A 12,367-nucleotide genomic window follows, 5' to 3' on the forward strand; every position below is an offset into this window, starting at 1 on the left:
GCTATGAGCAGTTATTCCGCGACACCTATGTCAGACCATTAAAGTTGAAACAAACAGAATTTTTGTGGTCAAAGCCGGGCAAAATTATTGCCAGTCATTTGGTACCGGGTATGATTTATCGCAAAGGCCGCTATGATGTAGTTAAGCATAAAGCAGCCCTAAGGGATGCTCATAGTGAGTTAGGTGCTGGCTCAGTAGTAATGTCAAATCATGATTTAGCTAAAGTAATACGATATCTGCTGACTGGTAGTTTACTAACCCGCAGGAGCCGCAAATTGCTTTACCAAGCGGCTCCTCCGGCCTATTATAATGGTGGCTTTTATAACAATATTAAGCTGAAAACCAAAACGGCTAATGGAGCTGGACAGGGCTATTATACTTTCATGCGTAGCACCAATAATGCCAAAACCATTCTGATTATTCAGTCTAATAAAACTCGTGAAGGTCGATTTGGCCAACTAAAAGGGCAAATAAATCAAATTATGTTGGAACTGCTTGGCCGTAAGGCTTACAGTGCAAATATAATTGGCTAAAACTTGTTTTTTGGTTAATTGCATGCTAAAATTCTGTTGTGTCGCCGTAGGGAAGTAATCATTTTCTCCGGTAGCGAAAATGTAAATTTCTATATGTGGTCAGTAGAGGTGACACAAACACTGTGTGAGCTTAGTTCCGATGTTGGTGGAACTAGGCTTTTTTTGTCTTTTCTTTGCTACGTACCATTATTCGAGAGTAAAATGTAATTAGTATATACTAGATTAAGGAGATAAGTTATGAACAGAGCAGAACTGAAACTAGAAGCTAGAAATCAGCTTCGTCATAACTGGGGCTGGGCAGTTAGTATTGGTATCGTAATGACGCTATTTATCGGCTTCTTTTTTGCTGCACCAGTAGTAAATGATTCACTTAAGACTGTCAATAAAGTAAATGATGTCATGGGAACTGGCTCAATTGATTCACTGTTTAAGCCTGCATTTTGGGCAGGACAAATAGGACCTGATAATGGTTTAACTTTTATTGGTAGTTTTTTCATGTTGAGCATGGTGATAACATTTTTGCATTTTGCTCGCGGAGAAAGGTTAAGCTTTTTTAAGGGAATTTTTTCTACTTTTACTGATGGTCGTTTTATTCCAGAATTTCTAAATTTTCTTTTTAGCTCTATTTTTCAATTTTTATGGACTTTATTATTATTCATTCCCGGGTTAATTAAATCCTATTCTTATGCTATGATGCCATATATTGTTAATGATTTGGTGGAAAGTGGACAAGAGGTACATGCCACAACAGCAATTACTGCAAGCCGTCAGCTGATGGCTGGTCATAAGTGGGAATTGTTCGTACTTAATTTAAGCTTTATTGGCTGGTATCTATTATGTCTTATTACTTTAGGTATTGGGTTTATTTGGCTGATTCCTTATGAACAAACAACTAAAGCTAATTTTTACCGTCAATTGGCCGGAGATCGTTATTTAAAAAAGTAAATTGGTAACAAACTAAAAGAGCAAGGCAACAGGTCTTGCTCTTTTAGTTTTGTTTTAAGAAAGTTTAGTATTTATTTAAATCCTCAATACTTTCCTGAAACCATTTTCCCGCATACGCAGAATCGAAATTGTCGGTTTTTTTAAGCGCATCTTTGATTTGGCTGGAACTTAAGTGATCTAATAAATATAGCTTTAATGCCTTATTGATTAGGTCATTAAATTCTGTATCAGTAGTTTCTAAATATTTATCTGTTAGTTTTGCCACTTTTTCAGTTAATTCGATTTTCTTTCTGCTCATGTTCTCGCCTCTTAAAATACAATTTCATTATACCATTTTATTCATAACTAATAATAAAAAAGATAATGGGTGATAAAAATGGCTCGCATTAAAAAATTAGAGTATTATTTTCTTTTAAATATAATAATTAAAAATAAGGTTTGAAATAATGACAAAATTTACTATCAATTTTATAGGTCGCCTGCAGGAATTTTCTTTTTTTCGTGCAACAAGACGAACTATGGCAATGTTAATGCCAATTGCTGTAGTTGGCTCCTATTTTAAGCTTTTAGGTGATTTGATCTTTACACCTAACGGATTAATCTATAATATTTTCAATTTGGATAAAGTTTTATCAGATCACATTTGGTATGGTGGCTCTTTTGTGTGCCGGGGAATGGTAGAAATTACTTTTGGCGTATTTGGCGTTTATGCCAGTTATTTTATGGCTCGTTACACCGCACGCCTTTACCATAAGGATTCAACCATGGCAGGTCTAACAGCAGTCTTAATAATGCTTTTTTGTTCATATGCTTCCAGTAGTGGCCGTAATGCTCGTATGCCTTTTACAGCCAGTTTGTTACAAATTAATGCAGTTTTTATTGCCTTAATTGTAGGATACTGTGTGGGCCAAATATTTCATTTATTAGGGAAAGACTTTTCTTACGTTGAATATGAGGGCACAAAAGTAATTCAAAAAAGAGCAGGGGATGCCGTTTTACCCAGCGCTGTTTCATTATTATTAGGTGTTTTTTTAGGCATTTTAATTTATGAATTACAGCTTAAATTACTTAATTCCGCCAGTTTTAATGAAATTGTCAGCAGGGTCCAGACTACTAATAACTTTGGCGAGGTGCTGTTATTGACAACCGTAATTACTTTTTTGGATTGGCTTGGAATTGGGTACCCATTGCGCTCTCTAACAGGAATGGTAAATAACGCCTTTACTGCAGAAAATTTAACATATACATTAAAACACGGTAATTCTTGGAATGTGCCGTATAAATACCTAGGCAGCTCACTTATTAACAGTTACGGCATAATGGGCGGTGCGAGCGTTGTTTTGGCTGTTATTGTATTACTGCTTATCAGAAGAGATAACAGGGAAAACGAAATAAATGCTAAAATTAACTTGTTGTCTGCTGCTTTTGGTTCAAGCCTGGGGTTTGCAGTTGGCTTACCTTTAATTTTAAATCCTGTTTTTATATTACCTAGTATTTTAATTCCTCTTATTAATATGACAATAGCCGTAGCAGTTATTAGTTTACACATTATTCCAGTTTGCGTTTACCAGAATTTAAAAGGGACTCCTGGTTTATTAGTTTCCTTTTTTGGCACTAACGGTAGCTGGGCGACGCTGTTCTTTACACTATTGTTATTTTTATTAGATATCTTTTTATTGCTACCTGTAATTAAGATTAATGAAAAGATAGAATTAAGAATTAAAAATCAGGAGATGGAATAGTAAAATGCATAAAAATCCTAACTATAAATGGTTAATCCTGGTTATTATTATTATCATTATGCTTGCTGTCCCCAGCTTTTTTTGGATGAAAAAAGATAATAAATCACGAGCAGAACTCAGTAAATCGCTTCTTTCACCTGTAATTATGGTTCCGGGTTCAAGTGCTACTACCGAGCGTTTTAACCAGTTAATTGATGAACTTAATAAAACGACACTTAACCGGCATAGTGTAATAAAAATTAGAGTTTCACGTGAAGCAAAATTGACTTATAGTGGCTCTATAGGTAAAAATGACCTAGAACCCTTCATTATTATTGGATTTGATAACAATAAAGACGGCTATTCCAATATTAAAAAACAAGCTAAGTGGCTGAATGTAGCATTTGAGTCGTTAATTCAAAATTATAAGTTCAATAATTTTAAGGCATTTGGTCATTCTAACGGTGGTTTAATTTGGACTTACTGGCTGGAACACTATTATTCTGAGTATTCAAACGATATCAAAATAAAGAAATTAATGACTTTAGGTACACCATATAATTTTACTGAAAATAACATTAATAACAGAACGCAAATGCTGGCTGATTTTATTAAAAAACGTTCAGCATTGCCAACCAATCTAAAAGTTTATTCTCTTTCTGGTGGTAAAAACTACGAATCTGATGGTATTGTACCTGAATCAAGTGTAGCTGCAGGTAAATTTATTTTTCAAAAACAAGTAAAAAACTATACTGCAATAACAGTTACGGGTGAAAAGGCAGACCACTCTGATTTGCCGCAGAACAAGCAAGTAATTCAGGCAATTCGGCAGTACTTATTAAAGAAGCCAGAAAAGCCGTTAAAGCCGGCTAAAAGAAAGGGCAATCATTAATGAAATATCAAAAACAGCCGACCAAAATTGAAGTAATTGGTGGTAGGGTGAATAACTTAAAAAACATCAACGTTGATATTCCCCTACATAAATTTGTAGCGATATCGGGATTAAGTGGTTCTGGCAAATCAAGCTTAGCGATGGGAATCTTGTACTCAGAGGGCGCAAGACGCTATCTTGATTCTTTGGCAGCCTATACCAGAAGACGTATTAGTCAAGTTGGTCGTGCACAGGTTGATGAAGTGAAACATATTCCTTCGGCACTGGCTTTAAGGCAAAGGCCGGCTGTGCCTGGAGTCCGTTCCACGGTAGGAACAGTAACAGAAGTTTTTAACATCTTACGGTTGATTTTTTCCCGTTTAGGTTCACCTGTATGCCCAAACGGTCACCGGGTACCAGCAACCATTAAAATAGCTGAAGCCATGGATCTAACTGGAGAAGCAATGGGGCGATTAACTTGTCCTACATGCGGGATACAATTTTATGCTTTTAGTGCAGAAGACTTTGCATTTAATTCTGATGGTGCGTGTCAAAAATGCCAGGGATTGGGAACAGTTGAAGAAATTGATGATAGTAAAATCATTGCAGATGAGAATTTATCTCTTGAAAATGGAGCAGTGGCAACTTGGCAAATTCCCGGACGAAATTGGATGTGGCGTATTGCCCGGGAATTGGGGGTACGGACCGATATTTCATATAAAGAGCTGAATGCTAAAGAAAAAGAAATTGTACTTCATGGAAAAGAGCGTAAAGTTCCGATTGATTTACCAACTTCCACTGGTCGCGTATATCATTTAGATGCATTATATGAGAATGCTTATAATGCCGTGGCTAATTCACGCAAAACTACAAAATCCGAACGTGGCTTGCAAAGAATTAACTCTTTTTATAAGTTCAGTACCTGTCCCCGCTGCCAGGGCTATCGCATTGATCCCAGCCGCTGGCAGCAGTTAGTTGCTGGAAAAAATATTGTTGAAGCTGAACAGCTAACTTTAGGTGAACTGAACCATTATATGGGTGAGATTTTAGCTTCCGTGCCACAAGATATGCAAGAATTGGCAGAAAATTTAACCGGTGAATTGATGCATCAAGTCAAGCCCCTGCTAAAATTAGGCCTAGACTATCTGAGTCTAGATAGACAGGCTGACAGTTTATCTACTGGGGAACTGCAACGAATTCAGCTTGGTAGAACTTTGCGTACGGAAACCACCGGTGTGCTTTACGTCTTAGATGAACCATCTGTTGGTTTGCACCCTGATAATGTGGCCGGACTTATTGATATATTTCATGAACTGGTTAATCAAGGAAACTCTTTAGTTGTAGTTGATCATGAAACTGCAATCATTAAGGCAGCTGATTGGGTGATTGAAATTGGTCCAGGTTCAGGTAGCCGGGGTGGTGAGATTATTTCTCAGGGAATACCTAGTGAGATCGAGCAAAGTGAGCAGTCTTTGATTGGTCCTTACTTAACTGGTAAGGCACCACTTTTAGTTCGTCACAAGGCAAAAGCTGACCAAATTTTTAAACATGGCAAAGTTGAGTTTGATGTTACCGAACGCTTTAACTTGAAGAATATTCATGCTCAAATTCCTCTTAATCGCTTAACTTCTGTTACCGGCTTTTCTGGTGCTGGTAAGACTACCCTAATTCTTGATTCCCTCATTCCTGCACTTAAAGCACAAAAAAATCTTAAAAATGGTCCTGATTGGGTAAAAAATTTAAAGAATGATGTTATTAAAAATATAATTAGTGTTGACTCTACACCTGTTGGTAAAAATCAAAGGTCAACTGTTGCAACTTATACTGATATTATGGATAATTTGCGTAAACTCTTTGCCAAACAACCATTAGCAAAAAAGTTAAAATATCGCGCATCTCATTTTTCTTACAATAACAAAGAGGGTGCCTGTCCGGCATGTAACGGAACCGGTGTCATTTCACTCGACATCCAATATCTACCGGACATGGTTGAAACATGCTCTGTATGTGGCGGTCACCGTTTTAACCAAGATGTTTTACAAGTAAAATGGCATAACTTAAGTATTGCGGATGTCTTAAATTATTCCGTTGATGATGCGCTGGACAAAAAACTTTTTAAGAACGAACCAAAAATCAATAAAACAATTACAACTTTGCATGATATGGGTCTAGGATATCTACACTTGGGAGAATCTACCCCAGCTTTGTCTGGAGGAGAAGCACAGCGCTTGAAACTAACCAGTCATATCCATCAAAGACAGAAAGGGACATTATTTGTTTTTGATGAACCGACCGTTGGCCTACATCCACAAGATGTCAGAACTCTTTTGCATGTTTTTCAAAGATTACTTGAGCAAAAAGGAACTATTATTACAATCACACACGATTTAGATATTATGGCTAACAGTGATTATATGATTGATATGGGACCAAAAGGTGGGATGCAAGGCGGGAAAATTATTGCAAGTGGCACACCTGTGGATATCTCGCAAAAATCTAATAGTTTAACTGGTAAATATTTACAAAAACAATTTAAATTGTATCAAAAATAGCAGTGAAAAGTCTTTAAAAAAGGCATTAGTACTTTTATAGCAAGGCTTTTTTCTTTTGTGGAAGAAACGGGAAATCTGTGGAAAAGTTAATCATAATTATTGCTTTCTGTGGATAACCTGCTATAATATTATATGTAAGTAATTAGCAGTCGAACGCAACGAGTGCTAATTACAAATTTATAACCTATCAAAGGGGTGTTTGCATATGGCATATTTTGATAACGATTTTGACGATTTATTTAACGAATTAAACAATTCATTCTTCAACAATACTAACGACAACGGTGGTGCTATTCCTATTCATTACTCTAGTAGTATGAATATTTCTCCACAAGACTTGAATCAAGGTGGACAAGTGGGACAAAAACAAGGTCAAAAGCCAATTGGTGTTGATCTGGTTGAGCAAGCTAAGAAGAATAAGTATGATCCTGTAATTGGGCGTGACGAACAAATTCAAGAAGTAATTGAAATTTTAAGTCGGCGCAAGAAGAATAATCCTGTATTAATTGGACCTGCCGGGGTTGGTAAAACAGCCATTGTAGAAGGTTTGGCACAAAAGATTGCTGCAGGCGATGTTCCTGATAAAATGAAGGACAAGCATATTATTGCAATTAATATTAATGATATGGTTGCAGGATCAAGCTTGCGTGGCAGTTTTGAAGAACGCCTTAAGAAAGTGATTGACGAAGCAAAAAAGAATCCGAACATTATTTTATTTATTGATGAATTACATAATATAGTTGGTGCAGGTTCTACTGATTCTGAAAATAATAACGGTGATGCCGCTAATATTTTAAAACCGGCTTTAGCTAGTGGCGATTTAAACTTAATTGGTGCAACGACTACAAGTGAGTACCGCAGAATTGAAAATGATGCGGCACTAGCACGTAGATTCCAACCGGTACAGGTTCCTGAACCATCAGCTGAAGTTACCGTTAAAATCTTGGAAGGATTAAAAGATAAATATGAGTCTTTCCATCACGTAAAATATAATGACAGTGCTTTGAAACTCGCAGTTGAATTATCGCAACGTTATATTCAGGGACGCTATTTGCCTGACAAGGCCATTGACTTAATGGATGAGGCAGGTGCTAAAAAGGGTCTTGATACAATTCCAAGCGACGAAGCAACTTTAAAGAAACGGATTAAAAAGCTTGAAAGTAAGAAAGAAGCAGCTGCCAAAAAAGAAGATTATAGTAGAGCAAGCGAGTTGAAAAAGCAAATTGAAGACTTGCGTGATAAGGCTAGTCATGTGGATGACGCTGCCACTCCCCATGTTACTGATGAAGATATCTATGCTTTAATCGAAGCTAAGACTAAAATTCCAATGAGTGAATTGCATGCAAGTGAAGGACAAAAGAATCTTGACTTGGCTGAGAAATTAAAGAAAGTAGTTATTGATCAAGATAATGCTGTTGACGTCATTACAGATGCGATTGCCCGTAAACAAGTTTTTAAAGACAATGATCGTCCTACTGGTACGTTCTTGTTAACAGGACCTACTGGCGTAGGTAAAACGGAATTAGCTAAACAATTAGCCATTCAACTATTTGGTGGTGAAAATCATCTTATTAGACTGGATATGTCTGAATATCAAGATCAGATGGCGGTTAATAAATTGATTGGTTCGGCACCTGGTTATGTTGGTTATGGTGAAGGTGGCCAATTAACTGAAAAAGTTCGTCATCAACCATACAGTTTGATTTTGTTTGATGAAATTGAAAAAGCTAACCCACAAGTATTTAATGCCTTGCTTCAGATCATGGACGATGGTCGCTTAACTGATGCTCAGGGCAGAACGGTTTCCTTTAAGGACACAATTTTAATCATGACTTCTAATGCAGGCTACTCTGACCAATTATTAAAAGACGGCAAAGTTGATCATGATAAGCTGATTAAAGCTCTTGAGGCCTACTTCAGACCAGAATTTTTGAATAGACTTGATGCTATTGTTCCGTTTAATTCATTGACAAAAGATGATATGAATAAGATTATTGATATCTATTTGAATAAAATGGCACATGTTTTGGCTAAAAAAGGTGTTAAGGTTGAAGTCTCTAATGAAGCTAAAGCCTACTTAGCAGACAAAGGCTATGATAAGAAATTTGGTGCGAGACCTCTACGTAGAGTCGTTGAGCAAGATTTAGAAACGCCAATTGCCAAATTATTGATGAAAGAGCCTGACACTAAGTCAGTTAAGTTTATAGCAGATGATAAGCATGTTTACCTAAATGATGCCGCAGTTTTGGATATTTCGACAAAACAAAATACTGAAACTAAAGATAACGCAAAACAAGACTAATTTTTAAAACGAGAGTCATCCTCCAAAAGTGATATAAACCCTGAAATTAGGACAAAATTGGGGAGTCATATCACAATGAAGGGATGACTCTTTTTTGGATATATTAGTTTCACGTGAAACTAGATGCACATACAAAATTATGATTTTGTTTAATTATTAGAAGTTAATATTATTTTATAGAGAATAGAGAAGTTTTACTATTGACAATAAAAAGAATTTAGTTTAAATTAGTTAACAATTAAATTAATATTAAAAGCTAAAGAGAAATTTTTAGCTTATGTAGTTTTTATAGGGGACAGTTCAAATGAAACAACGAGTAGAAGACCTAGATTGGAAAAATCTGGGATTTAAGTATCGAGATCTGCCTTATCGCTATGAGGCAAAATATAAAGATGGTGAATGGCAGGAAGGAAAACTGACTGAAGATTCAACCATGACATTTTCTGAAGGTGCAGAAGTCCTGCATTATGGTCAGGAAATTTTTGAGGGCTTAAAGGCTTATCGTAGAAAAGACGGTAAAATCAACTTGTTTAGACCTGATCAAAACGCACACCGCTTTACTCTTTCAGCAAAGCGGTTAGCCATGCCGCCTTTCCCTGAAGATAGGTTTGTTGCTGCAGTAAAACAAGTTGTTAAGGCTAACGAAGAGTTTGTACCACCATACGACAGTGGTGCGACCCTGTATTTACGGCCACTTATGGTGGGGACATCTAAAGTTTTAGGTGTCGAAGCAGCCAGCGAATATACTTTCCGCATTTTTGCGGTCCCAGTTGGTGCATATATTAAAGGATTGAACCCTGCAGATTACATTGTTAGTGAATACGACCGTGCCGCTTATGCTGGTACTGGTCAAGCAAAGACATCAGGTAACTATGCCAGCAGCTTGCTTCCATCCGTTGAAGCACACAAGAACGGCTTTGCCGATTGTCTTTACTTGGATCCACGTGAACATAAATATATTGATGAATTTGGTGGTGCTAACTTCTACGGCATTACCCAAGAAGGTCAATTTGTCACACCAAAATCACAATCGATTTTGGTTTCTATTACCAAGCGCTCACTTTTGGAAGTCGCTAAGTGGCAAGGCCTAAACCCGGTCGAACGTCAAATCAATTTGGAAGAAGCGTTCAACATGAAAGAAGCTGGTGCTATGGGTACAGCTGCTGTAATTTCCCCCGTAGGTTCAATTACCTACAAGGGTGAAAAGCACGTTATCTACAGTGAAACAGAAACTGGCCCAGTAACGACTAAGCTTTATAATGAATTAGTTGATATTCAGTACGGTAATAAAAAAGGCCCAGAGGGCTGGGTCCAAACAGTAGAATAAGTTTAAATATCGGGAACACAAAAGCGAGGCTTAGGCCTCGCTTTTTATTGCTATAGTATTGAAGTAAAAGTTTAATTATAAGAATCTTTATTCTTCAATCTTGTATAGACTTTGCTTCAGCAATTTGCGAAAGCTTTTATCGGCAGGTAACGATTTATCCGCAAACCAACCTGTTCCGACATTGACAATATCTCCTATTGCCAAATCTCTGATACATCTGCTTGCTAGTAGTTGCCTTTTGGGGTCAGTAAACTCTGTTGCTATCATTTGATTAAAAATAGATTTTAGATCATTAAAAGCTGCAGTAGTTTCAGGATACATATTGGTCCGCGGCATTTTTAAAACAAATTGTGTTAAATGAAAATGGTTAAGAGCTATTTGGCGAAATTCCATTGCAAAATCAATAATTGCTGTCATGCCGGCTTTACCAAATAAATTTCGTCGCAGCTGATCTGTCATTAAATTAATTAACCAAGCAACTATAGCATAATTTAGTGCTAACTGATTGGGAAAGTAATTATATAAAGCCTGTGATTGAATACCAAGTTCTCTGGCGATCGTTGCAAAATTATTTTCTTTTTTATTTTCAATTAATTTAATGCTGGTTTTTATAATTAATTCTTTGGATAAAATTTGACGTGGCATACTAAATTTCCTATTTGCTTGACTTTTACAATTTGTAAATTAAAATTACATATTGCAACTATAACACAAGATAGGGCAAAACTGAAGGGGTTTAAGCATCATGAAGATTTTTTTATTGGGAGTAATAGGGTTAGTAATAGGAACTTTTGTTATTCTTTTTGGTGGTGGCGGTGCAGCCATTTATCTGGCAATTTTGACCGGTTTGTTTGGCTTAAATGCAGCAGCAGCTTCTTCAACTTCATTAGTGACTGCTTTACCTTCATTAATTATCGGTGCAATTAGCTATTATCATCAAAGACAAATAAATACTAAAATAGGTAATCAAATGTTAATGACGGCAATCCCTGCTGTGATAATAGGCGCATTACTATCAAAATTTATTCCCGCTAAAATTTATAAATGGCTAATAGGAATTGTCCTAATAGTGCTTGGCATTAACATGTTATTTAAGAAAAAAGTGCAAACCGCTGAAACAGTTAAGAAAACACAGTTTGCCAGAATGGAAGCTGGAATTTATGGTATTTTAGGGGGTTTAATGGTTGGCGTAGCCGGCATGAGCGGTGGCGCTGTTATCATCGGTGGCTTATTTTTGTTAGGATTACAAGATTTTCAAGCTACTGCAACTTCAACTTACGTTTTAGTTTTTATGACCATTACAGGCGCGATTTTTCATATTGTTGACGGTCGGGTAGACTGGTCTGCTGGCTTGCCCTTGATGATTGGTGCCATATTAGGTGCAATAATTGCACCCAGACTGGCCCAGATTTTAGCCAAAACTAAAATTACTCGTTACATGAAACCCACAATTGGTATTTTGCTTATATTATTAGGGGCTAAGTCATTGCTTTGAGTAAATTTTTTAGCAAGCGCTTTCCACCTTCATAAAAGTATGTTAATATAATTTTGAAAATTAGTTAGGATCGTAACAGCTTAGAAACTGGCGAAACCGAAGAAGTATATGTATAAGTATGCTTTTTCGGTTTTTTTATGCAAAAAAGGAGAGTAAAAATGGAGGAAAGGCAATATCCAGAGTCTTTAATAACTGAATTACAGACGAAGACTTTTGAAAAAAATATTAATGGCGTTAAAGAAACTGTTAAACCTGTACCTGGTCAAGCAGGAGAAACAAAGCTAAATATAGTAGATCCATATGTTAAAAAGATTATTCAGAAAAAGATGAATGAGGGTATAGGATCTAAACCATTTTCACTAAATTTTGATCGCAATCGTCCAGAAAATATTACCTATGATTTAACAACTAGTAAGGTGATTAAAGAAGAACAATTAGTTGAAATTGATAATGACCATTACATTGATACCTTTATTTTTAAAGCTGAAAATGCAAACCATGACAATCCCATTTTAGTTTATTTTCATGGTGGAGCTTATATGACTGGTAAAATAGAGGAATTTGGTAAGCAAATGAAATATATTGCTGAACAGGCACAAACGACGGTTGTCTTTCCCCATT

At 36.4% G+C, this 12,367-nt stretch carries 10 protein-coding genes and 1 pseudogene; 9 read left to right on the forward strand and 2 right to left on the reverse strand.

Annotation, left to right across the window (positions count from 1 at the left end):
• Positions 1-533: serine hydrolase (locus Q0K80_RS08330; RefSeq protein WP_294605355.1), on the forward strand; the 533-nt coding region annotated here is incomplete at its 5' end.
• A gap of 237 nt (positions 534-770) precedes the next feature.
• Complete coding sequence (locus tag Q0K80_RS08335; RefSeq protein ID WP_294605356.1) at positions 771-1,478, forward strand: DUF975 family protein; 708 nt, start codon at positions 771-773, stop codon at positions 1,476-1,478.
• A 64-nt stretch (positions 1,479-1,542) separates the two neighbouring features.
• Here the strand turns inward: Q0K80_RS08335 and Q0K80_RS08340 are convergent, their stop codons facing one another.
• Positions 1,543-1,776: a hypothetical protein gene (locus tag Q0K80_RS08340; protein ID WP_294605357.1), complete on the reverse strand. Its 234-nt coding sequence runs from the start codon at positions 1,774-1,776 to the stop codon at positions 1,543-1,545.
• A gap of 148 nt (positions 1,777-1,924) precedes the next feature.
• On the opposite strand from Q0K80_RS08340, the gene Q0K80_RS08345 reads away from it, so the two are divergent.
• The 5 genes from Q0K80_RS08345 (at position 1,925) to Q0K80_RS08365 (ending at position 10,251) form a co-directional block, all read left to right on the forward strand.
• Positions 1,925-3,220, forward strand: coding sequence for a PTS sugar transporter subunit IIC (locus Q0K80_RS08345; protein ID WP_294605359.1), 1,296 nt, complete (start codon positions 1,925-1,927; stop codon positions 3,218-3,220).
• A gap of 4 nt (positions 3,221-3,224) precedes the next feature.
• Positions 3,225-4,091, forward strand: coding sequence for an alpha/beta hydrolase (locus Q0K80_RS08350; RefSeq protein ID WP_294605360.1), 867 nt, complete (start codon positions 3,225-3,227; stop codon positions 4,089-4,091).
• Positions 4,091-6,622 (forward strand): AAA family ATPase, encoded by a 2,532-nt coding sequence (locus tag Q0K80_RS08355; protein ID WP_294605362.1) that lies wholly within the window; start codon positions 4,091-4,093, stop codon positions 6,620-6,622. The genes Q0K80_RS08350 and Q0K80_RS08355 overlap by 1 nt, the downstream gene beginning before the upstream one ends.
• A 205-nt stretch (positions 6,623-6,827) precedes the next feature.
• A complete protein-coding gene (locus Q0K80_RS08360) occupies positions 6,828-8,924 on the forward strand; it encodes an ATP-dependent Clp protease ATP-binding subunit (RefSeq protein WP_294605364.1) in 2,097 nt (698 codons plus the stop codon).
• Between the two features lie 304 nt (positions 8,925-9,228).
• A complete protein-coding gene (locus Q0K80_RS08365) occupies positions 9,229-10,251 on the forward strand; it encodes a branched-chain amino acid aminotransferase (protein ID WP_294605366.1) in 1,023 nt (340 codons plus the stop codon).
• An 87-nt stretch (positions 10,252-10,338) separates the two neighbouring features.
• Here the strand turns inward: Q0K80_RS08365 and Q0K80_RS08370 are convergent, their stop codons facing one another.
• The gene (locus Q0K80_RS08370; RefSeq protein ID WP_174794618.1) at positions 10,339-10,896 is read right to left on the reverse strand and encodes a TetR/AcrR family transcriptional regulator; all 558 of its coding nucleotides are present in this window, start codon (positions 10,894-10,896) and stop codon (positions 10,339-10,341) included.
• Between the two features lie 100 nt (positions 10,897-10,996).
• Between Q0K80_RS08370 and Q0K80_RS08375 the strand changes: the two genes are divergently transcribed.
• Together Q0K80_RS08375 and Q0K80_RS08380 are read left to right on the forward strand one after the other, a co-directional pair.
• Positions 10,997-11,746, forward strand: coding sequence for a sulfite exporter TauE/SafE family protein (locus Q0K80_RS08375; protein ID WP_294605369.1), 750 nt, complete (start codon positions 10,997-10,999; stop codon positions 11,744-11,746).
• Positions 11,747-11,904: 158 nt separating this feature from the next.
• A pseudogene (locus Q0K80_RS08380) lies at positions 11,905-12,367 on the forward strand (hypothetical protein); the annotation flags it as partial.

This window comes from uncultured Lactobacillus sp. (genome assembly GCF_945290125.1).
In the GTDB taxonomy this organism is placed as follows: domain Bacteria; phylum Bacillota; class Bacilli; order Lactobacillales; family Lactobacillaceae; genus Lactobacillus; species Lactobacillus rizhaonensis.

Coding starts and splice junctions, on each gene's coding strand:
- Q0K80_RS08340 (WP_294605357.1), bottom strand. CDS start 1,776: ATGAGCAGAAAGAAAATCGAATTAACTGAAAAAGTGGCAAAACTAACA.
- Q0K80_RS08375 (WP_294605369.1), top strand. CDS start 10,997: ATGAAGATTTTTTTATTGGGAGTAATAGGGTTAGTAATAGGAACTTTT.
- Q0K80_RS08355 (WP_294605362.1), top strand. CDS start 4,091: ATGAAATATCAAAAACAGCCGACCAAAATTGAAGTAATTGGTGGTAGG.
- Q0K80_RS08350 (WP_294605360.1), top strand. CDS start 3,225: ATGCATAAAAATCCTAACTATAAATGGTTAATCCTGGTTATTATTATT.
- Q0K80_RS08360 (WP_294605364.1), top strand. CDS start 6,828: ATGGCATATTTTGATAACGATTTTGACGATTTATTTAACGAATTAAAC.
- Q0K80_RS08335 (WP_294605356.1), top strand. CDS start 771: ATGAACAGAGCAGAACTGAAACTAGAAGCTAGAAATCAGCTTCGTCAT.
- Q0K80_RS08345 (WP_294605359.1), top strand. CDS start 1,925: ATGACAAAATTTACTATCAATTTTATAGGTCGCCTGCAGGAATTTTCT.
- Q0K80_RS08370 (WP_174794618.1), bottom strand. CDS start 10,896: ATGCCACGTCAAATTTTATCCAAAGAATTAATTATAAAAACCAGCATT.
- Q0K80_RS08365 (WP_294605366.1), top strand. CDS start 9,229: ATGAAACAACGAGTAGAAGACCTAGATTGGAAAAATCTGGGATTTAAG.